The sequence below is a fragment of the Pseudomonas sp. VD-NE ins genome, assembly GCF_031882575.1.
Classification (GTDB): domain Bacteria; phylum Pseudomonadota; class Gammaproteobacteria; order Pseudomonadales; family Pseudomonadaceae; genus Aquipseudomonas; species Aquipseudomonas fluorescens_BZ.
This window is the reverse complement of the sequence record NZ_CP134772.1, coordinates 4,097,421-4,123,302: the sequence shown is the minus strand read 5'-3', so window position 1 is coordinate 4,123,302 and position 25,882 is coordinate 4,097,421. Positions and strand designations below refer to the sequence as shown.

At 59.0% G+C, this 25,882-nt stretch carries 31 protein-coding genes and 1 pseudogene; 16 read left to right on the top strand and 16 right to left on the bottom strand.

Translation table 11 applies throughout. The features are described 5' to 3' along the window. Window position 1 precedes the first annotated feature (1 nt). Together serS and cysG are read left to right on the top strand one after the other, a co-directional pair. Window positions 2-1,282, top strand: coding sequence for a serine--tRNA ligase (gene serS, locus RMV17_RS18345; RefSeq protein ID WP_038369693.1), 1,281 nt, complete (start codon window positions 2-4; stop codon window positions 1,280-1,282). Next, window positions 1,283-2,677, top strand: a complete 1,395-nt coding sequence (gene cysG / locus RMV17_RS18340) for a siroheme synthase CysG (protein ID WP_311881608.1) — start codon at window positions 1,283-1,285, stop codon at window positions 2,675-2,677. It abuts the gene before it with no gap. A gap of 132 nt (window positions 2,678-2,809) precedes the next feature. On the opposite strand, the gene RMV17_RS18335 is transcribed toward cysG, so the two are convergent. The 8 genes from RMV17_RS18335 to RMV17_RS18300 form a co-directional block, all read right to left on the bottom strand. Then, complete coding sequence (locus RMV17_RS18335) at window positions 2,810-3,811, bottom strand: glutathione S-transferase family protein (RefSeq protein WP_311881607.1); 1,002 nt, start codon at window positions 3,809-3,811, stop codon at window positions 2,810-2,812. 91 nt (window positions 3,812-3,902) lie between these two features. Further along, entirely contained in the window at window positions 3,903-4,904 is a 1,002-nt protein-coding gene (locus tag RMV17_RS18330; protein ID WP_311881605.1) for a glycosyl transferase family protein, read from the bottom strand. Then, window positions 4,901-5,236 carry a TusE/DsrC/DsvC family sulfur relay protein gene (locus tag RMV17_RS18325; RefSeq protein ID WP_102899345.1) on the bottom strand — a complete coding sequence of 112 codons (336 nt, stop codon included), beginning with the start codon at window positions 5,234-5,236 and terminating at the stop codon, window positions 4,901-4,903. The genes RMV17_RS18330 and RMV17_RS18325 overlap by 4 nt, the downstream gene beginning before the upstream one ends. Continuing rightward, window positions 5,233-5,526, bottom strand: coding sequence for a sulfurtransferase complex subunit TusB (tusB, locus tag RMV17_RS18320; RefSeq protein ID WP_311881604.1), 294 nt, complete (start codon window positions 5,524-5,526; stop codon window positions 5,233-5,235). Before tusB ends, RMV17_RS18325 begins: the two co-directional genes overlap by 4 nt. Further along, window positions 5,526-5,882 (bottom strand): sulfurtransferase complex subunit TusC, encoded by a 357-nt coding sequence (tusC, locus tag RMV17_RS18315; protein ID WP_311881603.1) that lies wholly within the window; start codon window positions 5,880-5,882, stop codon window positions 5,526-5,528. The genes tusB and tusC overlap by 1 nt, the downstream gene beginning before the upstream one ends. 1 nt (window position 5,883) lies before the next feature. Continuing rightward, the gene (tusD, locus tag RMV17_RS18310; protein WP_311881601.1) at window positions 5,884-6,276 is read right to left on the bottom strand and encodes a sulfurtransferase complex subunit TusD; all 393 of its coding nucleotides are present in this window, start codon (window positions 6,274-6,276) and stop codon (window positions 5,884-5,886) included. Between the two features lie 200 nt (window positions 6,277-6,476). After that, the gene (locus tag RMV17_RS18305) at window positions 6,477-7,181 is read right to left on the bottom strand and encodes a YoaK family protein (RefSeq protein ID WP_034155152.1); all 705 of its coding nucleotides are present in this window, start codon (window positions 7,179-7,181) and stop codon (window positions 6,477-6,479) included. Window positions 7,182-7,206: 25 nt separating this feature from the next. Further along, the gene (locus RMV17_RS18300) at window positions 7,207-7,536 is read right to left on the bottom strand and encodes a DUF6388 family protein (protein WP_311881599.1); all 330 of its coding nucleotides are present in this window, start codon (window positions 7,534-7,536) and stop codon (window positions 7,207-7,209) included. A gap of 133 nt (window positions 7,537-7,669) precedes the next feature. Between RMV17_RS18300 and RMV17_RS18295 the strand changes: the two genes are divergently transcribed. Then, complete coding sequence (locus tag RMV17_RS18295) at window positions 7,670-8,020, top strand: hypothetical protein (protein ID WP_034155154.1); 351 nt, start codon at window positions 7,670-7,672, stop codon at window positions 8,018-8,020. A 112-nt stretch (window positions 8,021-8,132) separates the two neighbouring features. Here RMV17_RS18295 and RMV17_RS18290 read toward each other — a convergent pair whose 3' ends face one another. Continuing rightward, window positions 8,133-8,558: a GNAT family N-acetyltransferase gene (locus RMV17_RS18290; protein ID WP_034155155.1), complete on the bottom strand. Its 426-nt coding sequence runs from the start codon at window positions 8,556-8,558 to the stop codon at window positions 8,133-8,135. Between the two features lie 149 nt (window positions 8,559-8,707). On the opposite strand from RMV17_RS18290, the gene RMV17_RS18285 reads away from it, so the two are divergent. The 3 genes and pseudogenes from RMV17_RS18285 to RMV17_RS18275 all read left to right on the top strand — a co-directional run. Then, on the top strand, window positions 8,708-9,145 hold the full coding sequence (locus RMV17_RS18285) for a hemerythrin domain-containing protein (protein ID WP_150650323.1): 438 nt from the start codon (window positions 8,708-8,710) through the stop codon (window positions 9,143-9,145). A 221-nt stretch (window positions 9,146-9,366) separates the two neighbouring features. Next, window positions 9,367-9,996 (top strand): lytic polysaccharide monooxygenase auxiliary activity family 9 protein, encoded by a 630-nt coding sequence (locus tag RMV17_RS18280; RefSeq protein WP_034155157.1) that lies wholly within the window; start codon window positions 9,367-9,369, stop codon window positions 9,994-9,996. A gap of 42 nt (window positions 9,997-10,038) precedes the next feature. Then, a pseudogene (locus RMV17_RS18275) lies at window positions 10,039-11,040 on the top strand (chitinase); the annotation flags it as partial. Window positions 11,041-11,166: 126 nt separating this feature from the next. Here RMV17_RS18275 and RMV17_RS18270 read toward each other — a convergent pair. Together RMV17_RS18270 and RMV17_RS30145 are read right to left on the bottom strand one after the other, a co-directional pair. Then, window positions 11,167-11,586, bottom strand: coding sequence for a DUF6896 domain-containing protein (locus RMV17_RS18270; RefSeq protein ID WP_034155159.1), 420 nt, complete (start codon window positions 11,584-11,586; stop codon window positions 11,167-11,169). Further along, window positions 11,583-11,810 (bottom strand): ParB N-terminal domain-containing protein, encoded by a 228-nt coding sequence (locus RMV17_RS30145; RefSeq protein WP_409373091.1) that lies wholly within the window; start codon window positions 11,808-11,810, stop codon window positions 11,583-11,585. The genes RMV17_RS18270 and RMV17_RS30145 overlap by 4 nt, the downstream gene beginning before the upstream one ends. 365 nt (window positions 11,811-12,175) lie before the next feature. On the opposite strand from RMV17_RS30145, the gene RMV17_RS18265 reads away from it, so the two are divergent. After that, entirely contained in the window at window positions 12,176-12,763 is a 588-nt protein-coding gene (locus tag RMV17_RS18265) for an NUDIX domain-containing protein (RefSeq protein ID WP_311881597.1), read from the top strand. Window positions 12,764-12,861: 98 nt separating this feature from the next. Here RMV17_RS18265 and RMV17_RS18260 read toward each other — a convergent pair whose 3' ends face one another. Next, window positions 12,862-13,377, bottom strand: coding sequence for a methylated-DNA--[protein]-cysteine S-methyltransferase (locus tag RMV17_RS18260; protein ID WP_311881596.1), 516 nt, complete (start codon window positions 13,375-13,377; stop codon window positions 12,862-12,864). A gap of 154 nt (window positions 13,378-13,531) precedes the next feature. On the opposite strand from RMV17_RS18260, the gene ggt reads away from it, so the two are divergent. From ggt to RMV17_RS18245, 3 genes are all read left to right on the top strand, one after another. Next, entirely contained in the window at window positions 13,532-15,259 is a 1,728-nt protein-coding gene (gene ggt / locus RMV17_RS18255; RefSeq protein WP_150750772.1) for a gamma-glutamyltransferase, read from the top strand. Window positions 15,260-15,325: 66 nt separating this feature from the next. After that, window positions 15,326-15,859 carry a cysteine hydrolase family protein gene (locus RMV17_RS18250; protein WP_108225673.1) on the top strand — a complete coding sequence of 178 codons (534 nt, stop codon included), beginning with the start codon at window positions 15,326-15,328 and terminating at the stop codon, window positions 15,857-15,859. 81 nt (window positions 15,860-15,940) lie between these two features. Beyond that, a complete protein-coding gene (locus RMV17_RS18245) occupies window positions 15,941-16,954 on the top strand; it encodes a lysozyme inhibitor LprI family protein (protein ID WP_311887066.1) in 1,014 nt (337 codons plus the stop codon). Between the two features lie 11 nt (window positions 16,955-16,965). Here RMV17_RS18245 and RMV17_RS18240 read toward each other — a convergent pair whose 3' ends face one another. Further along, a complete protein-coding gene (locus tag RMV17_RS18240) occupies window positions 16,966-17,610 on the bottom strand; it encodes a TetR/AcrR family transcriptional regulator (protein WP_034156191.1) in 645 nt (214 codons plus the stop codon). A gap of 143 nt (window positions 17,611-17,753) precedes the next feature. On the opposite strand from RMV17_RS18240, the gene RMV17_RS18235 reads away from it, so the two are divergent. Continuing rightward, on the top strand, window positions 17,754-18,212 hold the full coding sequence (locus RMV17_RS18235) for a GNAT family N-acetyltransferase (RefSeq protein WP_311881592.1): 459 nt from the start codon (window positions 17,754-17,756) through the stop codon (window positions 18,210-18,212). Here RMV17_RS18235 and RMV17_RS18230 read toward each other — a convergent pair. Further along, window positions 18,185-18,511, bottom strand: a complete 327-nt coding sequence (locus RMV17_RS18230; RefSeq protein ID WP_034156189.1) for a hypothetical protein — start codon at window positions 18,509-18,511, stop codon at window positions 18,185-18,187. The two genes, RMV17_RS18235 and RMV17_RS18230, sit on opposite strands and share 28 nt — an antisense overlap. A gap of 157 nt (window positions 18,512-18,668) precedes the next feature. On the opposite strand from RMV17_RS18230, the gene RMV17_RS18225 reads away from it, so the two are divergent. After that, complete coding sequence (locus RMV17_RS18225; protein ID WP_311881590.1) at window positions 18,669-20,114, top strand: SulP family inorganic anion transporter; 1,446 nt, start codon at window positions 18,669-18,671, stop codon at window positions 20,112-20,114. A gap of 584 nt (window positions 20,115-20,698) precedes the next feature. Here RMV17_RS18225 and RMV17_RS18220 read toward each other — a convergent pair. Then, entirely contained in the window at window positions 20,699-21,211 is a 513-nt protein-coding gene (locus tag RMV17_RS18220) for a carboxymuconolactone decarboxylase family protein (RefSeq protein ID WP_034156187.1), read from the bottom strand. A 131-nt stretch (window positions 21,212-21,342) separates the two neighbouring features. On the opposite strand from RMV17_RS18220, the gene RMV17_RS18215 reads away from it, so the two are divergent. Then, entirely contained in the window at window positions 21,343-22,158 is an 816-nt protein-coding gene (locus RMV17_RS18215; RefSeq protein ID WP_311881588.1) for an AraC family transcriptional regulator, read from the top strand. A gap of 3 nt (window positions 22,159-22,161) precedes the next feature. On the opposite strand, the gene RMV17_RS18210 is transcribed toward RMV17_RS18215, so the two are convergent. Further along, window positions 22,162-23,055 (bottom strand): DMT family transporter, encoded by an 894-nt coding sequence (locus RMV17_RS18210; RefSeq protein WP_311881586.1) that lies wholly within the window; start codon window positions 23,053-23,055, stop codon window positions 22,162-22,164. A 90-nt stretch (window positions 23,056-23,145) separates the two neighbouring features. On the opposite strand from RMV17_RS18210, the gene RMV17_RS18205 reads away from it, so the two are divergent. The 3 genes from RMV17_RS18205 to RMV17_RS18195 all read left to right on the top strand — a co-directional run bounded on the left by RMV17_RS18205 (window position 23,146) and on the right by RMV17_RS18195 (window position 25,881). After that, window positions 23,146-24,477: a PLP-dependent aminotransferase family protein gene (locus RMV17_RS18205; protein WP_311887065.1), complete on the top strand. Its 1,332-nt coding sequence runs from the start codon at window positions 23,146-23,148 to the stop codon at window positions 24,475-24,477. A 52-nt stretch (window positions 24,478-24,529) separates the two neighbouring features. Continuing rightward, window positions 24,530-24,916, top strand: a complete 387-nt coding sequence (locus RMV17_RS18200) for a cytochrome c family protein (RefSeq protein ID WP_311881585.1) — start codon at window positions 24,530-24,532, stop codon at window positions 24,914-24,916. Window positions 24,917-25,185: 269 nt separating this feature from the next. Further along, entirely contained in the window at window positions 25,186-25,881 is a 696-nt protein-coding gene (locus RMV17_RS18195; protein WP_311881584.1) for a hypothetical protein, read from the top strand. Window position 25,882: the final 1 nt, after the last annotated feature.

Here is a 25,882-nt window from a genome sequence, read left to right as displayed (position 1 = left end):
CATGCTCGATTCCAAACTGTTACGTAGCAACCTTCAGGACGTAGCGGACCGCCTGGCTTCCCGTGGCTTTGCCCTGGATACCGCGCGCATCGAAGCGCTGGAAGAACAGCGCAAGACCGTCCAGACCCGCACCGAAGCACTGCAGGCTGAGCGTAACGCGCGTTCCAAATCCATCGGTCAGGCCAAGCAGCGCGGCGAAGACATCGCGCCGTTGATGGCGGACGTCGAGCGCATGGCGGGCGAACTGAGTGCTGGCAAAGTCGAACTGGACGCGATCCAGACCGAACTGGACTCGATCCTGCTCGGTATCCCCAACCTGCCGCACGAATCCGTGCCGGTCGGCAAAGACGAAGACGACAACGTCGAAGTGCGCCGCTGGGGCACACCGACCGCTTTCGATTTCGAAGTGAAAGACCACGTTGCCCTGGGCGAGAAGTTCGGCTGGCTGGACTTCGAAACCGCCGCCAAGCTGTCCGGCGCGCGTTTCGCCTTGCTGCGTGGCCCGATCGCCCGTCTGCACCGCGCACTGGCGCAGTTCATGATCAACCTGCACGTCAACGAGCACGGCTACGAAGAGGCGTACACGCCTTATCTGGTTCAGGCCCCGGCGCTGCAAGGCACCGGTCAACTGCCGAAGTTCGAAGAGGACCTGTTCAAAATCGCCCGTGAAGGCGAAGCCGATCTGTACCTGATTCCGACCGCTGAAGTGTCGCTGACCAACATCGTTGCCGGCGAAATCGTCGACTCGAAACTGCTGCCGATCAAGTTCGTCGCGCACACCCCGTGCTTCCGCAGCGAAGCCGGCGCATCGGGCCGTGACACTCGCGGCATGATCCGTCAGCACCAGTTCGACAAGGTTGAAATGGTCCAGATCGTTGAGCCATCGCAATCGATGGAAGCACTGGAAGGCCTGACCGCCAACGCCGAAAAAGTTTTGCAGCTGCTCGGTCTGCCTTATCGCACCTTGGCGCTGTGCACCGGCGACATGGGCTTCAGCGCGGTCAAGACTTACGATCTGGAAGTGTGGATCCCGAGCCAGGACAAGTACCGCGAAATCTCGTCGTGCTCGAACTGCGGCGACTTCCAGGCCCGCCGTATGCAAGCGCGTTTCCGCAACCCGGAAACCGGCAAGCCTGAGCTCGTGCACACCTTGAACGGTTCGGGTCTGGCAGTCGGCCGTACGCTGGTTGCTGTGCTGGAAAACTACCAGCAGGCCGACGGTTCGATCCGTGTGCCGGACGTACTCAAGCCGTACATGGGTGGCCTTGAGGTCATCGGCTAAATGAAATATCTGCCGCTGTTTCACAACCTGCGCGGCAGTCGTGTGTTGGTCGTCGGTGGGGGGGAAATTGCCTTGCGCAAATCCCGCCTGCTGGCCGATGCCGGTGCGCTGCTGCGGGTGGTCGCACCTGAAATCGAAACGCAATTGCGTGAGCTGGTCGCCGCTTCTGGCGGTGAGTGCCTGTTGCGCGGTTATGTCGAGGCGGATCTGGACGGTTGCGGGCTGATCATTGCCGCCACCGACGATGAGACGCTCAACGCACAAGTTTCCACCGATGCTCACAAGCGCTGCGTGCCGGTCAACGTGGTCGACGCGCCGGCCTTGTGCAGCGTGATCTTCCCGGCGATCGTCGATCGCTCACCGCTGATCATTGCGGTGTCCAGCGGCGGCGATGCGCCGGTGCTGGCGCGTTTGATCCGCGCCAAGATCGAAACCTGGATTCCCTCGACTTACGGTCAGTTGGCCGGACTCGCCGCGCGTTTCCGTAATCAGGTGAAAAGCCTGTTTCCGGATGTGCAGCAGCGTCGTGGCTTCTGGGAAGACGTGTTTCAGGGACCGATTGCCGACCGCCAACTGGCCGGGCAGGGCGCCGAGGCCGAGCGTCTGCTGCAAGCCAAGATCGATGGCGAGGCCATGGTCACCACCGGCGAGGTGTATCTGGTCGGTGCTGGCCCGGGCGATCCGGACCTGCTGACCTTCAAGGCTTTGCGTCTGATGCAGCAAGCCGATGTGGTGCTGTACGACCGTTTGGTTGCACCTGCGATTCTTGAACTGTGCCGTCGTGATGCCGAGCGTGTTTACGTCGGCAAGCGTCGCGCCGATCACGCCGTGCCGCAGGACCAGATCAATCAGCAACTGGTCGACCTGGCCAAGGCCGGCAAGCGCGTGGTGCGGTTGAAGGGCGGCGATCCGTTTATCTTCGGCCGTGGCGGCGAAGAAATCGAAGAGCTGGCGGCTCACGGCATTCCGTTTCAGGTGGTGCCGGGTATCACAGCGGCCAGCGGTTGCGCGGCGTATGCCGGGATTCCGCTGACCCATCGCGATTACGCGCAGTCGGTGCGTTTTGTCACCGGGCATTTGAAGGACGGCTCCACCGATCTGCCATGGGCCGACCTTGTCGCGCCGGCGCAGACGCTGGTGTTCTACATGGGCCTGGTCGGCTTGCCGGTCATTTGCGAACAACTGATCAAACACGGTCGTTCAGCGGATACCCCGGCGGCGTTGATTCAGCAGGGCACCACGGTTAATCAGCGCGTCTTCACCGGCACGCTGGCTGATCTGCCGCGACTGGTGGCGGAGCATGAAGTGCATGCGCCGACACTGGTGATTGTCGGCGAAGTGGTGCAACTGCGCGAGAAACTGGCGTGGTTTGAAGGGGCTCAGGCGCAGGTCTGAACACCGAGTTGACCCAATCGCTGGCAAGCCAGCTCCCACAGGTTTTGTGTTGAAGCTGCAGTCTTCAGCATCACCAAAATCCCTGTGGGAGCTGGCTTGCCAGCGATGGGGCCCTCAAAAACAATACAAATTTCAGCCCCGGCGCCAAACCCCTTTGCCGCTCAACCGCGCCCGATCATGCGCCACGGTGAAATCCTGCCCCGGCCCCTTCGGCACAATCCCTGTCGGGTTAATGGTTTTGTGACTGCCGTAGTAGTGGTTCTTGATGTGCTGGAAATCCACCGTCTCGGCAATCCCCGGCAGCTGATACAGCTCACGCAGCCAGTTCGACAGATTCGGGTAATCGGCAATCCGCCGCAGGTTGCACTTGAAGTGACCGTGATACACCGCGTCGAAACGAATCATCGTGGTGAACAGGCGGATGTCCGCTTCAGTCAGGTATTCCCCGCTCAGATAACGGTTGGCGCCCAAAACGCGCTCAAGGTGATCGAGTTCGGCAAACACCTCATCGAACGCTTCTTCATAAGCCTGTTGCGACGTGGCAAAACCTGCGCGATACACGCCGTTGTTTACCGCCGGATAGATCCGCTCGTTCAGCGCATCGATCTCGCCGCGTAATGGCGCCGGGTAGAAATCCAGATCGTTGCCGGTCAAATCATCAAAGGCGCTGTTGAACATGCGGATGATTTCCGCTGATTCATTGCTGACGATGCGTTTGAGCTTCCTGTCCCACAGCACCGGTACGGTGACGCGGCCAGTGTAATCGGCAGTGTCGGCGGTGTAGCGCTGATGCATGAATTCAAAGCCATCGAGCTTGTCGCCGGTCGAGCCGAGTGCCGTGTCGAAGGTCCAGCCGTTTTCCAGCATCAACCAACTGACCACCGAAACGTCGATGAGGCTTTCCAGGCCTTTGAGCTTGCGCAGGATCAACGTGCGATGCGCCCATGGGCAGGCGAGGGAAACGTAGAGGTGATAGCGCCCGGCTTCTGCGGCAAAACCGCCTTCACCGCTGGGGCCGGGTTCACCGTCAGCGGTGACCCAGTTGCGGCGCTTGGCCTGTTCGCGCTGGAACGCGCCGTCCTTGCTGCTTTCGTACCACTTGTCCTGCCAGTGGCCATCGACGAGTAAACCCATGATCAAGACTCCGTAAACCAATAATCGTTGGAGTCGAGTCTATTCCGATGAGTTCGAACAAAAAGCGCAAAGATCGGGCGCGAATGATCGGTTAAATCGATTTGTTCCGCGCAGCCCAGTAGTGCTCGGCGGTTGCGAAGGCTTGCTCACGGTTTTGACCGAGGCCGCGCAAGGCCAGGGCCATGGTCGCAATCAGGGCCATTTGCGGGTAGCTGTCGACCACCTCGCCACGCCAGACGGCTTTCAGATGTTCAACGTCCAGGGTCGCCGGTTTGACGTGGCGTTGCGCCGACAATTGCGGCCATTCCTCGTCCCAGCTCTCGCCGCCGGTGGTGCCGTAGAGGTGGCTGTCGGCATCCGGGTTGATCTCGATTTCGCCGCCATCGCCCTTGACCACAATCGCCGTGTCGCCGAGCAGGCCGCTGGCATCACGGTGCACTGCTTGATAGCCAGGATGGAAAATACTTTGCAGGCCACAGCGCGCGCCCAACGGATTGAGAATCCGCGCCAGCGAATGAATCGGTGAGCGTAGGCCCAAGGTGTTGCGCAGGTCGATCATCTTCTGCAACTGCGGCGCCCAGTCCACCAGCGGCATGAAGGCCAGGCCGCCGTTGTCCAGCGCCGTGCCGACCTGCTGCCAGGTGCGGCACAACGGAATGTTCAACTCACCGAGCAGTTGCTCGCTGTACATTCGCCCGGCGGTATGTGCGCCGCCGCCGTGCATGAAGATGCGCACGCCGTTTTGCGCCAGACACTTGGCCGCCAGCAGATACCATGGCAGATGGCGCTTCTTGCCAGCGTAAGTCGGCCAGTCCAGGTCGACGTTCAGCGCCGGCGCCTGCAGGCGCTCGCGCAGGGCTTCGGTGAACCCGGCCATTTCCTCTGCGCTTTCTTCCTTGTGTCGCAACAACATCAGGAACGCGCCGAGCTGGGTGTCTTCAACCTTGTCGTCGAGCACCAGGCCCATGGCTTCCCGGGCTTCCTCGCGCGTCAGGTCGCGGGCACCGCGTTTGCCCTTGCCGAGGATGCGCACGAACTGGGCGAACGGGTGCTCGGCAGGTGTTTCGAGGGTCAGTGCTGGAAAGTCGGTCATAAGCAATTCGTCGGTTTGGGCAGGCCCGCCAGTTTCGCGGCGAGTTTGGCGGGGGTGCCTTTGAACAGTCGGTTCAGGTGCAGGCTGTTGCCTTTGTCCGGGCCGAGTTTCAGCGCGGTGTACTTGATCAATGGGCGCGTGGCCGGGGACAGCTGGAATTCTTCGTAGAAGCTGCGCAGCAGTTCGAGGACTTCCCAGTGCTCCGGGGTCAACTCGATCTCTTCGGCAGCGGCGAGGGCGCTGGCGACATCAGCCGACCAGTCGCTCAAGTCGACAAGAAAACCGTCCTTGTCCAGTTCGATGGCGCGGGCGCCGACGGTCATGGAATTCATAGCCAGCTGTTGACCTTATCGTGATGGATCGACAGCTCGACGAAGGTCGGGTAATCGATCGCTTCGGCCCAGTCCGGGACTTCGATGGCGCGAGCCTGTGCATCTTCGGCCAGAACCAACAATTTGATCTGGCGGTTTTGCAGTGCCGTGAATGGCGCGGTGCCCGGCTGCAACGCATACACCGCATCGCCGCAGAGCAGCAAAGCATCAGCGCTGCCGATCAGGCGCAGGCAACTGGTCAGGCGATCGTCGCCGAACGGGGAATGAGACAACACATGCAAAGTCGACATCAGAGGGTGATCACCTGGTCGTAACGGTCAATAAGGGCGGTGATTTGCTCGGCGGCGAGCGGCTGCGCGTCGTCCAGCGACAGAGTGCCGAGACCGCGAGTGTCGGCGCTCTCTGCGCAATAAAACAGTTCTTCTACACCGAACATCGGCAGTGCCTGCAGGTTGGCGCTGAGGTCTTTCTGTTGCAGGGCCTTGGCGTTCTGCCCGGCGGCGAGTTGCAGCACACCATCATCGAGAAACAGCAAACCGATGGGCAGATCGAAGGCGCCACCGGCCAACACGATGTCCAGCGCTTCACGGGCAGCGGGGCCAGACCATGGCGATTGACGGCTGATGATCAACAGGGACTTGGCCACCTCATGCACCTCCGAAGCAGATCAAGCGGTCAGCATCTTGTACCGCATCATGCAGTTGACCGAGGCCAGACAATTCCCACGGCGCGCTGACCGAAATCGCTTCACGCTGGTAGCGCTTGGCTTCTTCAGCATTTAGCGCACCACGGCGCAGGGCGGCGGCGATGCACACCACGCCGTCCAGCTTCTGTTCGGTGATGAAGGTGCGCCATTGTTTGGGCAGGTCGAGTTCGTCCTGCGGGGTGACTAGCGCATCCGAAGCGTTGTAAACGCCGTCCTGATAGAAAAACAGCCGGACAATTTCATGCCCACCGGCCAGCGCGGCTTGCGCAAGCAGCAGGGCGCGGCGCGAGGAGGGCGCATGGGCGGCGGAAAACAGCGCAATGGCAAACTTCATGACGGACTCGATCAGCAAAACTGCGGCCATGATAAAGCATTGCAGACCGCAAAGGATCGCAGCGCTTGCAGCGAAACACGATCTCTGTAGGAGCTGCGGCACGCTGCGATCTGTTGATCTTGATCTTTAAAAGCAAGATCAAAAGATCGCAGCCTCGTTTCACTCGACAGCTCCTACATGAGCGTTGGTTGAGGAATCCGTTAGCGGGGCATGTAGCCCAGTTGCCAGCGGCGCGGGATTTTCAGGGAAAACAGCCCGATGATTGCAGCCAGCAAACCGCTGACAAACATCGCCTGTAGTCCCAAGTGATGTTCCAGCACCGCCCCCAGAATCGCGCCGATAAACATTCCGCTCCAAGGCACCAGTTGCACCCGCCAGCCGCTGCGCCGTTCGCCAAGCATCCAGCGCCCCAAGCCACGGCCGAACCGCGACAATGCGCCAGTCACGTAAGTCAGTCCGACCGGTAAACCATTCACTTCTTCGACCGACGCGTTGAGCATGCCCATCGCAATGATCGCCGCCAGCAGCGCCGGCAATTGTGTGTCGAATGGCCAAGCCGCCGCCGCGCACAACAGGGTGGCAATACACAGCAGCAACGGCAGCGCCCGGCGTCCACCGTAACGTGCAACGACAACGCCCAGGGCATTCCCGACGATAAACGTTGCGACGAGGATCAACAAGCGCACGGTCAACCCGACGTCGCCATCGCTGATCGCCACGGCGAGTCGGGTGGTGTTACCGCTCATGAACGAGACGAAGTCGCCGCTGGCCATAAAGCCGATGGCGTCGGTCATCCCGGCCAGCACCGAGAGGCTGGCAACCAGCGCCAGACCAATCCGCCCGCGCCACTTCTGTGTGTGCAGGTGGCCGGGGCTGGCGCGGTGAGTCGAGGCGGATGGCAGCATGAGTGGCGGTGTCCTTTCGCGGCGGTTACGGTTCTATGCCATACAGATCGCAATATTCCAGCCAATCCATCCCGGCCATTTCCGCGACTTCACGATGTACTTCCAGACGATGCGCCTGGTATTCCTCAGGCGAGTCAGCGGTCAGTTGCAAGGTCAGCTCCCAGGCAAACAGCCCGAGACTTTCCGCTTCAGCCTCAAACGCTTCATGCAGGCGTTCTTCACGATACTGCGCTTGAGTTTCGCCTTTGGCCTGAGCCAGTAGCGGGTTGAGGTGGTCGAGGGATTCGCGCAGTTCGGGACGCGCGTCGAGAAACACTTTCAGGGCATGTTCATGTCGCTGGTCGGTGGGCGCCATGGGTTTTCCTTGTGAGGCTGATGACCTTAGGTTGCCGCAGCGATTGGCGGATGTCGCGGTATAAATGCAGTAAAGCAGAACGATTCCTGCTGCTGCGATGATACAGTCCGCTTTTTTTGAATGAGCGAATGCGATGCGAATTCTGATGGTAGCGTTAGCCGCGACACTGCTGGCCGGTTGCGCAGGCTCGGTGATGGACGATGCTCGCACGAAAACCCCATACAAGGTGTTGACGTCGAACAAAGCCGAAAAAGATGTGGCGCGGTGTGTGCAATTCGGCTGGCAGGACGAAGCGGTGTTCGGCGTCGATGCGGCGGCGTATCTGGAACCGCGCAAGTCGGGCGGTACGACGGTATACACCCGTTCGGCGGAGTCGTTTGTCGACGTGATTACCGAAGCTTCGGGGACGACGCTGAACTATTACGCGCAGAAGGATGATTTTGTCGCCAAGCGCCGGTTGGCGGCGTTGGCGACCTGCCTGTAATGGTCAAATTGATGCAGTGAAGCGCAAACCGCTTTCGCCAGCAGGCTGGCTGCCACATTTGAAATGCATTCCAAGTGTAGGAGCCAGCCTGCTGGCGGTGGGGCCAGTGAATTCAACCCCTCAACCGTTTTTGCAAGTAATGCCGGCTATGTCCCGGCGGATAATCGATAATCTCGCCAAACTGGCTGAATCCCAGCTTCTTGTAGAACTCCGGCGCCTGAAAATCGAAGGTGTCCAGCCAGATGCCCAAGCAGTGCTTCTCGTTGGCGAGTTCTTCGGCCATGGCCATCAGTCTTGATCCCAGGCCCTGGCCGCGCCCCTGTTCCGGCACTAAAAGCAGCTCGATGTACATCCACTTGAAGATCACCCGACCATACAAACCGCCGAGAATCGCGTCGTGCTCATCCCGCACGGTCAGCGCGAAAGGTTCCGACGTGGAGCCTCCGGTCTTGGCATCGTTATAGGCAATCAGTGGCTCGAGAATGGCCTTGCGTTGTTCTTCCGTAGGATTCTTCGACAACTCGATTCGCAACGTCATGCGCAACTTCCTTGTGATGTGAACCTGCAAGCCTATCCTGCCCCGCGGGCATCGTCCAAGCGCTTCTTCAACCCGGTGGAACCGCCGCTTACGCGCTGCGGTCTAGCCTTTACAGCGTCATTCCAGCACGCGGTTGATGAGGAATCTCCATGAATATTTTCGAAGCCCTTCGCGAAAGCCACGATCGCCAGCGTAGCTACGCCAAAACCCTGATCGAAACCAGCGGCGATACGCCGGAGCGGGTCGAGGCGTACAAACAACTCAAAGCCGAACTCCAAGCCCACGAAACCGCCGAAGAACGCCATTTCTACATTCCATTGATGGAGCTTGACGAGGGTGTCGATCTGAGCCGCCATGCCATCGCCGAACACCATGAAATGGACGAGATGATGGAAGAACTCGACGAGACCGAGATGTCCAGTCCTGCGTGGTTGGCAACCGCGAAGAAGCTGTCGGACAAGGTTCATCATCATTTGAAGGAAGAAGAGCAGAAGTTCTTCCAGATGGCCGGCAAATTGCTCAACGAAAAACAGAAAGTACAACTCGCCGGACAATACGAAAAGGAGTTCCAGGCACAGTTGTCGTGAGTACCGAATGGCAGTGTTTGCAGCATTGGCGTGTAATCTTTTGGCGTCACCTGGGGTGGGCGTTATCGTAAAAGACTGTATATGCATCCAGTATTTGCGGTGTTTTTACGTCATAAACCCGCCGACTGCGACAAAACCGCCAATAGACAAAAAATTCACCTCCGTTAGCTTGAAGGCCTCTCCTCGGAAAGGAGAGTTCTTAAATCAACGGAGTGAAAAACATGAATCAACCACAAATCCAACTGCGACACGGTCGTGTCATTTCCCCTGCAAGCCGCGGTGCGGTAGCGATCGAGCAAGGATTGCTCGGTGCCTGGCAGGTCAACGAAATGGAAGGCGGGAAGAATTTCCCGGCGCTGGCGGCGGGGCCATTTCCGGCGCCTTACCAGAGTGATTCGGACAGCGTCACGCCACCGGCCGACGGCTACATTCTTAGTGGTGGCAAGAGCGATGCCCGCGATTGCGTGAACTTCACCAATGACGAAATGAGCAAAAAACTCGCTCGTCCGTTCACCTGGCCGCTGCTCAATGTCACCCCGGGGCAGACCCTCGAAATCAAATGGGAATACACCGCGCCGCACACCACGCGTGGTTACCGCTGGCTGATCACCAAGGACGGCTGGGACCCGAAACAACGCATCAGCCGCGCGCAACTGGAAGCGCAACCGTTCTTCGAGGACTTCTACACTCAGGTGCCTTATTACAGCTACCCGAATGAGCTGAAGGCCAAGGTCAATCACGCGGTGAAACTGCCAGCCAACAAAAAAGGCCATCACGTGATCGTGCTGATGTGGATCGTCGCCAACACCGGTAACGCTTTCTATCAGGCGTTCGACGTCGACTTCAAATAACGGCATTACGTCGTCAACCCACACGTTCTGAAGGATTAGAACATGTCAAAAATCGATTTCTCTTTAGTGCAAAACACCGCGAGCGATGCCGCTTCGCTGATGCCGAGCATTGCCGGCAAAAAGATCCTCATGGGCTTCTGGCACAACTGGCCCGCAGGCCCGAGCGATGGTTACCGCCAGGGCCGCTTTGCCAGCCTCTCGCTGGAGCAAGTGCCCAAGGAGTACAACGTCGTTGCGGTGGCCTTCATGAAGGGCAGCGGCATTCCGACCTTCAAGCCTTTCAACGTTTCCGATGCCGAGTTCCGCCGTCAGGTCGGCGTGCTCAACAGCCAAGGGCGGGCCGTGTTGATTTCCCTCGGTGGCGCTGATGCGCACATCGAGTTGCGCAGCGGTCAGGAACAACCGCTGGCCAATGAAATCATCCGTCTGGTGGAAACCTACGGCTTCGACGGCCTGGACATCGATCTTGAACAGAGCGCGATTGACTTCGCTGCCAACAAGACCGTCCTGCCGGCCGCGCTGAAACTGGTCAAGGATCACTACGCAGGCCAGGGCAAGCACTTCATCATCAGCATGGCCCCGGAGTTTCCGTACCTGACCAGCACTGGTAAATACGTGAGCTACTTGCAGGCGCTGGAAGGCTACTACGACTTCGTTGCTCCGCAGTTCTACAACCAGGGCGGCGATGGGGTCTGGGTACCGGAAGCCAACAACGGCGCGGGTGCGTGGATTGCGCAGAACAACGATGCGCTGAAGGAGGATTTCCTTTATTACCTGACCGAAAGTCTGGTGACCGGCACTCGCGGCTTCACGCGGATCCCGGCGGACAAGTTTGTCATCGGCCTGCCGGCCAATAACGATGCGGCTGCCACCGGTTATGTGATCGACAAAACCGTGGTCGGGAATGTCCTCAAGCGTCTGGCGATCAAAGGGCTGCCGATCAAAGGCTTGATGACCTGGTCGGTGAATTGGGACAACGGCAGCAGCAAGGATGGCTTGCCGTACAACTGGGAGTTCAGTCGGCGTTATGGGCCGTTGATTCACGGGGTGGGTTCCGCCGAGTCGTTATCCGATGACAGGCTGTCGCTCAACGCTCGTTAGTTGCAAATAAAGAAGCCCGGTAGCGCTGCCGGGCTTCTTTGTCGGTTTGGAATGCGTGTGGGTATGTTTTTATTCGGTTTTAACCAGGACATAAAGATTGTCATTGATCGACATTTTTTCGATTCTGTTTAAAGAGATAAGCTCTTTGAATTCTTTTTCGAGTGTTTTCTTGTCGCAGTATTTTTCATATATAAGCGGCCTGTCCGAAGCGTAAATGTAAAGGCGCCATACGTCAAAGCCGTCGATTCTGCTGTTCGAACCGTAATCGAAGTCCACTGATTCTGATGGGAAATGAATGGCACACCCTACGCCGTGCAGTTCATATTGAATTTCATCAGTTATTTCACCGCAGCGTTCGATTTGCTTGCTCCGCCAGAGTCTTAAAATATTCCGAGTGCCAAATTTTTTTTGTAGTAACTCTGTTCCACTCTCAACTTTTGAAAGAAAGTCGGTTATTAGGTCCTCAAGATTTTTATCGGCTGTTTTCATCTTCGTCTGTGATGCTCCAATCGGTCGTGTCCGACATTGTTAGCTGATTCAATGACTTCTTCGATCGTATTAAGTTGTCCTTTGTGCTCTCTGATGTTCGTGATCAAATTTATAGTTATTGGCGTTGCTGTTTGTCTTGCAGCTGCTGCACGGTGATGTCCATCTAGAATATAGAAGGTGCCCTGATGTTCTGCTACGTCTATGGGATAGCTGACATCGTACATCCAGTGCAGTCCCCGTCCAGAACTGCTCGGCCCAGGCGTCGTAGTTGTTCAGGCACAGGCGGAACTCGCGGATCAGGTGTTCGAAGTCCGGCTCGTCGGGATTCAAAGCAGCAACAACGAGCAGGCCGATGCTGTTGTTCAGAGCCAGAAGCCGATCGGGTTGAAACATGGGCAGGCACTCGCGCACGTGAAGAAAAAGGTGCGCGGACTTTGCGGGGGATCAATCAGGAAAGAAGTCGGGCGAGTAGGCGATATCTGTAGGATGTTTCGACATGGTTTGTAGGGCGGTATAGGGTTTCGTTTTTTCGTTCACAAAAAAGGGCTTTTACCTACCCAGGGGCCTTCAATGAAAAGGATCAAGCGTCATGTCCAACACAGCCGAGCGGGTCAATATTGTCGACACTCAGGTGTTGTCCCATGACTGGTATCTACTGAAGAAAATCACCTTCGACTATCACCGCAACAACGGCGAGTGGCAGCGTCAGACCCGTGAGGTCTACGACCGCGGTAACGGCGCAGCGATTCTGCTGTTCAACCGCGAACAGCGCACGGTGGTGCTGACCCGGCAGTTCCGCTTGCCGGTGTTCGTCAATGGCCATGATGGTTTGCTGATCGAAGTGGCGGCCGGGCTGCTCGAAGGTGCTGCACCAGAGCAACGGATTCGCGATGAAGCCGAGGAGGAAACCGGTTATCGCGTGCACGATGTGAAGAAGGTATTCGAGGCTTACATGAGCCCCGGCTCGGTGACCGAGAAGCTGCATTTTTTCATTGCCGAATACGACGCCGCATCGAAGGTCAGCGACGGTGGCGGTCTGGAAGAGGAGACCGAAGAACTCGAAGTGCTGGAGTGGCGATTCGACGACGCGTTGGCGGCGTTTCAGCGCGGTGAGATCTGCGATGCCAAGACCATCATGCTGTTGCAGTATGCGGCGATGAATAACGTGTTTACCTGATAAATCAAAAGATCGCAGCCTTCGGCAGCTCCTACAGGAAAACGCATTTTAGGGTAAGAGCTGCCGAAGGCTGCGATCTCTTGATCTGTTTTAACTGACTAAAACAAATCCCTGGTTTTGCCAACCGTCGACCAGTCGCCACCCTCCAGGGTCAGCAAGCGCTCTTTCGCTTCAAGCCCCCCGGCAAACCCGGTGAGTTTCCCCGAGGCGCCGATCACCCGATGACACGGCGCCACAATGGAAATCGGGTTGCGTCCGTTGGCAGCGCCCACTGCCCGCACGGCGCTGGGATTGCCTATCTGTTCGGCAATCTGGCTGTAGGTGCGCGTCTCGCCGAATGGAATGGTCAGCAGCGCCGTCCAGACCTTTTTCTGAAAGTCGGTGCCAGCGAAATCCAGTTCCAGATCAAAACAGTCACGCGTCCCGGAAAAATATTCTTCAAGTTGTCGAGCCGTTCGAATCAGGACCGGATTGTCGGGCGCTTCGCTCATCGGCCCGAGGCGCACGCGGTTCGGTTTGTCGTTTTCCCAGAGGATGGCTGCCAGTCGTGAACCGTTCGCGACCAGCTTCAGCTCGCCGACAGGCGAGGGCAGGGTGATGAACGTGTAAGGCATGACGGCAGACTCCGGATCAGGGCGGCAACAGCGCCCAGCATACTGCCTGATCGGGGAGGCGCAATACGCAAAGCCGACCATACTGCTTGTTGCTCCTGAAGCGTTCCCCCCTCTGTTTTGCACAGACCCTGAAAACAAAAAAAGAGATCGACTCATGAAGTACGAACCTTTGGCCAAATCGCTGATAGCGACCTCACTGGCACTTAGCTGTCTCATGGCTCACGCGGCGTCAGTCGCACCGGTTGCCGCCGAAAACGGCATGGTGGTCACCGCGCAACACCTGGCCACCCATGTGGGTGTCGACGTATTGAAAAGTGGCGGCAACGCCGTCGATGCGGCGGTCGCCGTGGGTTACGCACTGGCGGTGGTCTATCCCGCAGCCGGCAACCTCGGCGGTGGCGGCTTCATGACCATTCAACTGGCGGACGGGCGCAAGACCTTCCTCGATTTTCGTGAAAAAGCGCCACTGGCGGCCACCGCCAACATGTACCTCGACAAGGAAGGCAACGTCATTCCCGACCTGAGTACCCGTGGGCATTTGGCGGTAGGCGTGCCGGGCACTGTGTCCGGCATGGAGTTGGCGCTGAGCAAATACGGGACCAAGCCGCGCAAGGAGATGATTGCCCCGGCGATCAAACTGGCGGAAGACGGTTTTGCGCTGGAGCAGGGTGACGTCGAGCTGCTGGAATACGCCACCGATGTGTTCAAGAAGGACATGCGCGATTCCGGCTCGATTTTCCTGCACAACGGTGAGCCGATGCAGGTCGGGCAGAAACTGGTGCAGAAGGATCTCGGCAAAACCCTGCGGACCATTTCCGAGAAAGGCGCCGACGGCTTCTATAAAGGCTGGGTCGCCGATGCCATCGTGACCTCCAGTCAGGCCAACAAAGGCATCATCACCCAGGCCGACCTCGACAAATACAAGACCCGCGAACTGGCGCCGGTGGAGTGCGATTACCGTGGTTACCACGTGGTCTCGGCACCACCGCCAAGCTCCGGCGGGGTGGTGATCTGCCAGATCATGAACATCCTCGAAGGCTATCCGATGAAGGATCTGGGCTTCCATTCGGCCCAAGGCATGCACTACCAGATCGAAGCCATGCGCCACGCGTATGTCGATCGCAACAGCTACCTCGGCGATCCGGATTTCGTCAAAAACCCGATCGAGCACCTGCTGGACAAGAACTACGCGACCAAACTGCGCGACGCCATCCAGCCGCAAAAGGCCGGCGTGTCGGCTGAACTCAAGCCCGGCGTAGCGCCCCATGAAGGCAGCAACACCACCCACTATTCGATCGTCGACAAGTGGGGCAATGCGGTGTCGGTCACCTACACCCTCAACGACTGGTTCGGCGCGGGCGTGATGGCGAGCAAGACCGGGGTGATTCTCAACGATGAAATGGACGACTTCACCTCCAAGGTCGGCGTGCCGAACATGTACGGTCTGGTGCAGGGTGAAGCCAACGCCATCGCTCCAGGCAAGGCGCCGCTGTCGTCGATGAGCCCGACTATCGTCACCAAGGACGGCAAAGTGGTGATGGTGGTCGGCACACCGGGCGGCAGCCGCATTATCACCGCGACGTTGCTGACCATGCTCAACGTCATCGACTACGGCATGGGCCTGCAGGAAGCGGTCGATGCGCCACGCTTCCACCAGCAGTGGATGCCGGAGGAAACCAACCTCGAAGACTTCGCCGCCAGCCCCGACACGAAGAAGATCCTCGAGAGCTGGGGTCATAAGTTCGCCGGGCCGCAGGACGCCAATCACATCGCCGCGATTCTGGTCGGTGCGCCATCGCTGGGCGGTAAACCGGTCGGCAAGAATCGCTTCTACGGCGCCAACGATCCACGCCGCAATACCGGGTTGTCACTGGGTTACTGAGGGGCGTAAAAAGGGGGCGGGCTCAGGTTCGCCCCTGTCTCAAGGACTGATCAAGGAAGGCTCATCATGACCACCGCATTGCTGATCATTGACGTCCAGCGCGCCCTCTGCTCGGGCGAATATCAGTGCTACGACATTCAGCGCGTGATCGACACCATCAACGGTCTCAGTGCACGCGCACGCAAGGCCGGCGTGCCGGTGGTGCTGATCCAGCATGAAGAAAAGGACAGTCCGTTGGCCCATGGTGCCGAAGGCTGGCAACTGGCCGAAGGGCTTGATACATCGCCGAACGATCGGCGTGTACGCAAGACCACCCCGGATTCGTTTTACCAGACTGACCTGCGTAAATTATTGCCAAGTGAAGACTTCGAACGCCTGGTCATCTGCGGTCTGCAAACCGACTACTGCGTCAACGCCACCGTGCGCCAGGCCCATCAATCGGGTTATGACGTGGTGCTCGTCGCAGACGCACATTCGACGATCGACAACGGCAACATGAGCGCCGAAGATATCATTGCCGAACACAACAAGGACCTGGCGCACCTGACCGGCGCTACTGGCCGCATTGACGTCAAACCTGCGGCCGACATCACGTTCTGATAATGCATACAAAACCCTGTGGGCTTCATGACACCGGGATTTCCGGCATACTGCGCGCCGTCCGAAGAATGGAATCTCTCGATGTTCGCTCTCTCTCTGCGTCATGCTTTGGCGCTGACGTCCCTTGCGTTTGCCTCTGTCGCCCAAGCCAGCAGTTTCGATTGCGCTATCGCGAACAGCAAAACTGAAAAAGCCATTTGCGGTGATCCGTATCTTTCGCAGCTTGATGAGCAGCTTGCAGAACGTTGGCGCTCAACCCTCGCCAACGTTCCCGATCCCAAGTCTCTCAAGACCGATCAACGGCAATGGCTGAAAAGTCGTAATGCCTGTGGCGCCCTCACGGCCTGTTTGCGCCACCAGTATTTGATGCGTCAGGCCGAGCTGGAACACGCCACTCAGCCCTTCAGTTGGGACGCGACCTGGCAGCTCATTCCGCCGAATACGTCAACGGCGGCAACGGTGACAACCCATCGTCGCGATGCGGCGCACCTCACTTTTGATATTGCAGCGGGCGAGGGCGCCAACTCGGGAAATCTCGAGGGTGTCGCCGTATTTGAAGGCAAAGAAGCGCATTACGCCGAAGGGGAGTGCGCGTTGACTTTCACCCCCCTAAATGGCGTTCTGAATATCTCGCAAGTCGGCACAGATGCCGATTGCGGTGGCGGTATGGGCGTGTATTACGCCGGCACTTATGTCGCCTCGGAACAACCAGTGACGCTTGATTACGACATGCTCAGCCTTGGCTTGGCGCGAACGCCTGAGGAAAACCAGGTCCTGCATGGATTGCTCAAGGACGATTATGAAAGGCTCGTTGAGCTCTCGGGCACCCTGCAAGTCGGTGATCCCTCAGCCGACGTGCCGGGCAGTCAGGTGGTGGAAATGTGGATGCGTGGCCTGGGGGGCACCGGCATCATCATGAGCACAACCGACCAGCGTTTCTGGATCATCCTGCTGACCTACGATGAGCAAGGTCATCAGCGGGCGCGCTATTACACCAACGCGGTGAAATGGAAAGGGCATCTGCCCGATGTTCTGCAAGCCTGGTACCAACGCACAAATGGAAATCGCTCGATCCCATTGGATTTCATGCCCTGATTCCAAACGCCTCAAGTCGCAAACAAAACCCCACGAATCTCGCCCACCCGCGGCGCCATCACCACGCCCTCCAGCACCATGCGCGTGATCGTCTGCGCCGCCGTTTGATAATCCTCATCCTGCGGCACTTCGCGCCCCATGATCCGGCCCATCTGCCAGCCAATGTTGGTGTACGTCCGTGTTGCCGACCAGATGAACAGCATCAAATGCTCAGGATCCACCGGCGCGAGCAAACCGCGCTCGATCCAGCTGCGCAGACATTCAACGTTACGTCGTGCTTCGGCCTGCAACAGGTCGCGGCACTCATCCGGCAACTGGCGACCGCCCAACAGCAACTCGCCACTGAACACCTTGGCAATCGCCGGATGCTCGCGGGCAATCCGGATCCGCGCGGCGACATAGGCGCGCAGTCCCGTCAGCGGATCATCACTTTCACGCAGCACCGCCGAGGCTTCCAGCAACGGTTCGACAAACCCCAAAAGCACTTTGCTGTAGAGGTTTTCCTTGGTCTGGAAGTAGTAATACAGATTGGCCTTGGGCACCCCGGCGCGCGCCGCGATGTCGCGGGTCTGGGTGGCGTCGAAGCCATTGGCGGCGAATTCTTCGCTGGCGGCGGCGAGGATCAACTGCTCGTTGCGTACGCGGATGGCGCTCATGGACACACAGGTTGGCTGGACGACATGGAAAGGTTCTGGCGATTTTGGTTTCGCAATATACAAAACTATATAGCGATAAGGCCAGTAGACTCGACGCACAGCGCTATGCTGTATCAATCATTTATCGGGAACGGAGCAGGGACATGACCCTTCAGGCACTGCGCGCCAACGCGACACACCTCGATGCGGTGGCGCGGTTGTTCGACGCTTACCGAGGTTTCTACCAGCAACCTTCGAACCTTGAACAATCGCGAGCCTTCATCGCCGAGCGCATGGCCGGCAACGAATCAGTGATTTTTCTGGTTGAGGATGAAAGGGCTGAAGCGCTGGGTTTCGTGCAGTTGTACCCGACCTTCTCGTCCATCGATGCTCACCGCACCTGGCTGCTCAGCGACCTGTTCACCGCGCCTGCCGCCCGTGGACGCGGGGTTGGCCGGCTGCTGATGAACACTGCGCGGGATTTTGCCTTGGCCACCGGCGCCAAGGGCCTGGTGCTGGAAACCGCCACCGACAATTTCACGGCGCAAGGCTTGTACGAATCCCTCGGCTACGTCCGCGACAGCGGTTATTACACCTACATGCTCGACTTGCGGCAGGGCTGAACGGTCGCCATCAGCATTTGCTCGATCTGCGCCAATTCCCAGGTACTGAGTAAACTCACCGGATCGGTGCCATAACGCTGCCAACTGTCCAGCGCGCCTTCTTGCCCATCACCGCTGCGGGCAAATTCACAGTGGTGCAAGCGGCCACCTTCAACATCCAGCAGCAGCCGCCAGCCCTCGATATCGACCGCGATCAGACCCGGTGCGTCGGGCACCTCTAAGATGTTGAAAGCGAGCACACCCAGCGCAGCTTCACGCAAACGCTGGCACACCTGGCGGGCGCTCAGAACTGCAGACATGTTCAACTCTACGGATACAGGAGCGCGCCAGCATAAAGCCCGAGCCGACAACTGTCAGCGTTCACTGGCCCGATCCGCGACAATTCCGTAACATCCGCAACCCTCTTTTTCCCGAACACCTGCAGCCGCGCTCGACGGCCGCTCAATCAGGTAAGCCATGAAACCGATTCGTCTGCGCGCCGATGTCCTGGCCGGACTCACCACCTCGTTCGCCCTGTTGCCCGAATGCATTGCGTTCGCGCTGGTGGCGCACCTCAATCCGCTGATGGGCCTTTACGGCGCGTTCATCATTTGTACGCTGACGGCGTTGTTCGGCGGGCGGCCGGGCATGGTCTCCGGCGCGGCGGGTTCGATGGCCGTGGTCATCGTCGCGCTGGTGGTGCAACACGGCGTGCAGTATTTGCTGGCGACGGTGTTGCTCGGTGGTTTGATCATGATGGCGTTCGGGCTGCTGCGCCTGGGCAAACTGGTGCGCATGGTGCCGCATCCGGTGATGCTCGGCTTCGTCAACGGCCTGGCGATCATCATTGCGCTGGCACAACTGGAACATTTCAAGAACGGTGAGGAATGGCTCAGCGGTACGCCGCTGTACCTGATGGCCGGGCTGGTGGCGCTGACCATGGCCATCGTCTACATCCTGCCGCGCCTGACCCGCGCGGTGCCGCCGGCGCTAGTGGCGATCCTCGGCGTCGGTCTGTTGGTCTACCTGTTCGGCCTGCCGACCCGCACCCTTGGCGACATGGCGCACATTGCCGGTGGCTTGCCGACTTTCGCTTTGCCGGACATCCCGTGGAATCTTGAAACCCTGCGCATTATTGCGCCTTACGCGATTCTGATGGCGCTGGTCGGTCTGCTGGAAACTCTGTTGACGTTGAACCTCACCGATGAAATCACTGAAACCCGTGGCTATCCGGATCGCGAGTGTGTGGCGCTCGGTGCGGCCAATATGGTCTCGGGTGCGTTCGGCGGTATGGGCGGGTGCGCGATGATCGGCCAGACCGTGATCAACCTCAGTTCCGGCGGGCGCGGGCGTTTGTCTGGCGTGGTCGCTGGCGTGCTGATTCTGTTGTTTATCCTGTTTCTGTCGCCGCTGATTGAGCGTATTCCGCTGGCGGCGCTGGTGGGTGTGATGTTTGTGGTGTCGCAGCAGACTTTTGCCTGGGCGTCGTTGCGGGTGGTGAACAAAGTGCCGCTTAACGATGTGCTGGTGATCATTGCTGTGACTACCATCACGGTGTTCACCGATCTGGCCACTGCGGTGCTGTGCGGCATTATTATCGCGGCGCTCAACTTTGCCTGGCAGCAGGCGCGTGAGTTGTATGCCGATGAGCATCTGGAGGCTGACGGCAGTAAGCTTTATCGTCTGCATGGCACGTTGTTTTTTGCCTCGACTGCGCCGTTTCTCAATCAGTTCGACCCGGCTAATGATCCGGTCCGCGTGACTTTGGATTGTCGGCATTTGAGTTTCGTCGATTATTCGGCGATTGCGGCGTTGAAGACTTTGCGCGAGCGTTATGCCAAGGCGGGGAAGCATTTGCAGGTGTTTCATTTGTCTGAGCGGTGCAAGAAGTTGCTTAAGCGGGCGGGTGAGGAGCATCACTGATTATCTGGCTGACTGGGTACATATCCGTTGCTGCGGTCACGGCGGCTTAGGGTTTCGCCCTTACGGCGACTCACTTTTTTTACAAACGCCTAAAAAAAGTAAGCAAAAAAACGCTTGCTCCTACGTGCGGCCCGCTCGCTGGGGCTCGAGGTTCCTTCGCTCCGGGATCCCTCCGGGCGCAGCGCCTACGGTTTGCTTCGCTGCACCTCCTCTCGCTGTGTTTGGCTTCGCCAAACGGTCGCTGCGCTCCCACCCCCGGATGAATCCCTCCACTCAGCCTTCCGACGTCGCCCGTGGATCAAGATCAAGAGCGGCAGCCGAGCTAACGCTCATCCTGTTGAGTGGTTAGAAGCGATGCGGTGTGAAGTGGGCGTTATTTTTTGCTTTTCTGTGGGAGTGAGCTTGCTCCGGGCAGCGATCTGACGAAGGCGGCCTGACAGCCGACCTGTTTCTGGCGGATTGCAGGCGATCCAATTGTAGGAGTGAGCCTGCTCGCGATAGCGGTGTGTCGGTCAAAGATGCTTTGAATGACACGCCGCTAGCTTGCAGACTCGCTCCCACTGGTGTTGTTGTGTGGCCAGAATTCAGATGGCCGGGAAGTCAATATCGGTCAGCGCCGCGTTGTTCAGGTAGTTGGTCAGGCTCTGCACGGCCACCAGTGCGATTACTTCGATGATTTTCACGTCGTCGATGCCGGCAGCCCGGGCGGTGGCGATCTGTTCGTCACTCAAGTGGCCACGACTTTCGGTCAACTGGCGGGCGAGGGTGGCGTAGGCGTTGAGTTCGCCTTGGCGGGCGGCGACGATGTCTTGTGCCGAGAGCCCGGCCTTGCCGGCAAACAAGGTGTGTGCGGCCAGGCAGTAGTCGCAACCGTTGACCTGTGAGGTGGCGAGGTACACGGCTTCTTTTTCCTGGGCGCTCAGCGAAGTCTTGCCGAGGATCGCCGAGGCTTGCACGTAGGTTTCCAGGGCCACCGGCGCTTTGGCCAGGGTGGTGAAGACATTGGGCAGGAAACCGATTTTCTTTTTCACGCCTTCCAGCACAGGGCGGCTGGCGTCGGTGGCGGTTTCGAGGCTGATAGCGTGGATGCGGCTCATGGTGATTCTCCGAAAGTCCGGTGCGAAGTGCGCCGGGGATGGAGGTCATGTTATTGAGTGAGGCTGGTGGATTGGCGGCAAATCGTCGAGGATATGCGGCAGATCGTCCAGATATGCCTTTGGAGTCGACCATGGATCGCCTGTCTACGTTACTCAGCCATTTCGGCGTGACTGCCGGCACTTTTCACAGTGGTACGTTCTGCGGCGTCGCGGTTCATGAAAATGAACCGGTCGGGCATGTGCATCTCTTGCAGGCCGGTGAAATGCGGCTCAAGCCGGGCAGCGAGCGTGAAATTCGCCTGAGCGAACCGTCGCTGATTTTCTTCCCCCGACCCTTTGCCCATCGCATGTTCGCCGACGAAGCCATGGACACCCGAGTGGTCTGCGCAACGCTGACGTTTGACGGCGGTTCCGGCAATGCGCTGGCGGCGGCACTGCCGGATTATATGGTGCTGAAACTGACGGACATCCCGGAATTGGGCAGCACCGTGGAATGGCTGTTCAAGGAAGCGTTCGAAGGGCATTGCGGGCGGGTGGCGGTGATGGATCGCCTGTTCGAACTGCTGGTGATTCTGTTGCTGCGGCACTTGATCAGCAGCCGCGAACAACAACCGGGGATGATCGCCGGGCTGGCTGATCCACGTCTGTCGCGCGCCTTGAATCTGATGCACGAGCAACCGCAAAAGCCATGGAGCGTGGCGGATCTGGCCGCGGTCGCCAACCTGTCCCGCGCCGGTTTCGCCGAGCAGTTTCGCCGGGTTGTTGGGCAGACCCCGGCCGATTATCTGCTGAGCTGGCGGGTCAGTCTGGCGCAGAAACGCCTGCGCGAAGGCAAACCGATTGCGCTGATTGCCGAAGAGGTCGGTTACGAAAGTCCTTCGGCGCTGGCCCGGGCGTTTCGGCGTAAGACCGGGCTCAGCCCTCGCGAATGGAAGGCTGGCGCCTGAGCATCATTTGGCGAATTTCTTCGCCCCGGCCACGCACAGGATCACGCCCAATGTCACGGCGAGCATGCCGACGCTGACGTGTTCATGCAGCAGGGTCGCCGCCAGCGCCAGACCGAAAAACGGTTGCAGTAATTGCAACTGACCCACCGCCGCAATCCCGCCCTGAGCCAGACCGCGATACCAGAACACAAAGCCGATCAGCATGCTGAACAGCGACACATAGCCCAGACACACCCACGCCGAAAGACTGATGGTGCTGAACGAAGCGGGCGCCAGCCACAGACTCAACATCGCCATCACCGGTAATGAAAGCACCAGCGCCCAGCAAATCACCTGCCAGCCGCCGAGGGTGCGCGACAACTTTGCGCCTTCGGCATAGCCGAGGCCGCAGGCCAGAATCGCCGCCAGCATCAGCAGGTCGCCGGTGGGCGAGGCAGTCAGCCCTTGTGCCAGCGCGAAGCCGACCACCAGCGCGCTGCCGAGAATCGAAAAGATCCAGAACACCGGTCGCGGCCGCTCACCGCCGCGCAGCACGGCAAATATCGCCGTGGCCAATGGCAGTAATCCGACAAACACAATCGAATGCGCCGACGTCACGTGTTGCAGCGCCAGGGCGGTCAGCAGTGGAAAGCCGAGCACTACGCCCAGCGCGACAATCAACAGCGACAGCCACTGATCGCGCGCCGGACGCCGTTCGCGAAACAGCCACAACAGCGCCATCGCCAAGACCCCGGCGATGGCCGCGCGGACCACGGTGAGAAACACCGGATCGAACTCCAGCACCGCCAGGCGCGTGGCCGGCAGCGAGCCGCTGAAGATCACTACGCCGATAAAACCGTTGATCCAGCCACTGGTTTTTTCCAGTGCCGGCGTCGTCAGATTCGAAGTCCGTTCCATAGCAGATCACGCTCAGAAAGTGGGTTGCATTGCAGTCATGCTAGAGCCGAGAATCAGCACAATCAAAGAATTGTCATGGATACATCCGGCATGCCACGCTCGCGCTACAAAACATTGGTTGACGCCTACGCGGCGGACATTCGCTCGGGGCAGTTGCCGCCGGGTACACGGTTGCCGACCCATCGGCAATTAGCGGCTCAGGAAGGACTGGCGCTGGTCACGGCTTCGCGGGTTTACGCGGAGCTGGAGGCCATGGGCCTGATCAGCGGCGAGACCGGGCGCGGCACGTTTGTCCGTGAAACCTCGTTGTCGCCAGGGCAGGGCATCGATCAGAAAGACGTGGCGGTCGGCATGATCGACCTCAATTTCAATTACCCGTCATTGCCCGATCAGGCGGATTTGTTGCGCAGCGCGTTGCGGCAATTGGCGTTGTCGGGCGATCTGGAAGCGTTGCTGCGTTATCAGCCCCACGCCGGTCGCGCCCACGAGCGCGCGTCCGTCGCTCGGCATCTGCTGACGCGCGGGGTGACGGTCGAAGCCGAGCAAGTGCTGATCGTCAATGGCGCCCAGCAAGGCTTGGCGGTGACGCTGATGGCATTGCTCAAACCCGGCGATGTGATTGCCGCTGACGCGCTGACCTACTCCGGCTTCAAGGTGCTGGCCGAAGCGCTGCATCTGGAGGTCGTGGCGATTCCGTTCAGCGATCAGGGGCCGGATCTCGCCGCGCTGGACAAACTCTGTCGCAGTCGCTCGGTGCGTGCCGTGTACAGCATGCCGACATTGCACAATCCGCTGGGCTGGGTGATGCCGCTGGAACAGCGCGAGCAGTTGGTGGCGATTGCCCGTCGCCATGATCTGACGATCATCGAAGACGCGGCCTACGCATTTCTGGTGGAAAACCCACCGCGTACGCTGATCGATCTGGCGCCGGAGCGCACGGTGTACGTCTCGGGTCTGTCGAAAAACATCGCCACCGGCCTGCGCGTCGGTTTCATTGCCGCCCCGACAACGTGGGTACCAGCGCTCGAGCGAGTCATCCGCGCCACCACCTGGAACACGCCGGGCATCATGACTGCCATCGCCTGCGGCTGGCTCGACGACGGCACGGTGACGCTGCTCGAGGAGCAGAAACGCAACGACGCCAAGGCGCGGCAAGCGCTGGCGGCCGAGGTGCTGAAAGGGTTGCCGAGCATTGGCCATCCGGCGTCGTATTTCCTCTGGCTGCCGCTGCCGGAAGATGTGCGCGCCGATCAGATTGTCGTCGAGCTGATGCACGAGCAGATTTCCGTCACCACGGCGGAGCCGTTTTCGGTGTCAGGTCATGCGCCCCATGCGATTCGTCTGGCGCTGGGTTCGGTAGAGATGGAGGTGTTGCGCCAGGCATTGAGCAAAATCAGAAGGATCATTGGCGCTTACCTGTAAAAACAAAATGCTACCCTTGCGCCGCCCGATGCAGACCGACCCGGAACCCTCGATGAAAAACACCGCTGCACTGTCACTCGCCCTGATGCTTGGCACCAGCCTGTTCAGTACGTTCAGTCATGCCGCAGGCGACCCCGAAGCCGGGGCGAAAATCTTCCCGCGTCTGTGCGGCGGCTGCCATCAGGTCGGCGAATCGGCCCGACCGGGATTCGGTCCGCAGCTCAATGGCATCATTGGTCGGCCCGCCGGTACGTCGGCGAATTACGTGTATTCCGATGCAATGAAGAACTCGGGAGTGACCTGGGATCGTGAAACGCTGATCGCCTATCTGAAGGATCCGAAAGGCGTGGTGCCCGGCACGCGGATGATTTTCTGGGGGCTGAGCGACGAAGAAAAACTCGACAATCTGCTGGCCTACCTCCAGACCTTCTCGCAATAACGGTAGGAGCTGCCGAAGGCTGCGATCTTTTGATTTTGCTTTGCAAGGTCAAGAGCAAAAGATCGCAGCCTTCGGCAGCTCCTACAGGGCATGCGTGTTTTTGAGGTGCAGCGATGTCGGTTGATGCTCTCTGTGACAACCCCCTCCATCACGCTCGATTGATTCCGCCGCCAGGGTCATGACCGTCAGCACCACGTCTTCTTCGCGACTCAAGTATTGCAGTGTTCGGGCGATATGCCGGATACCCAAGTCCCTGATTGAAAAATGACATGAAAAAGCTACTCGTCGCTGTTGCTGCCCTCGTTTTGCTGACGGGTTGCGTGACCAAAGATCTCAGCGTTGAAGATCGCCAGCAAATCAAAACCGTGAAAGTGTTGCCGGTGTTTGTCGCCGTCGATAACTTTCAGTACACCAGCATGACGCAGGCCTGGGGCGCAGGCTTGGGCGCCGGAGCCGGCGCAGCGGCGGGCATGGCCTCCGGTGCTTCGACCATCGGTGCTGGCGGGTTAACGGGGGCGGGCTCTGTGGCAGGGACGAAAGCGGCGGACGTGGCCACCGGAGATATTACTCTGGCGATTCGCAACAACATGAAGACCCATGACATTGACCTGAGCAAGTTGATTCGGCAAAGCTTCGAAAAACGCGTGCAGCAGGAACATCTGTTTACCGTGGTGGGCGAGGGGGAGCGAGCCGATGCCGAGGTCGAAATTATGGTCTCGCAATGGGGGCTCTGCCTGAAGAATTTCAGCACCGTGTTGTACCCGGTGATCGGCGCTACGGCTCAAATCAAGCGCAACGGCTCGGCGGTGTGGCGCAATTTCGACACCATCTCCGTTTCCAACGATGCCAACACCATCGCCTATACACCGGAGCAATACGCAACGGATCCCGAAGCGTTGCGCAAGGCATTCAGCCATGTCTCAGATCTGGTGGTCGGTAAGCTGGTCGAACACTTGAAGCAGTGAA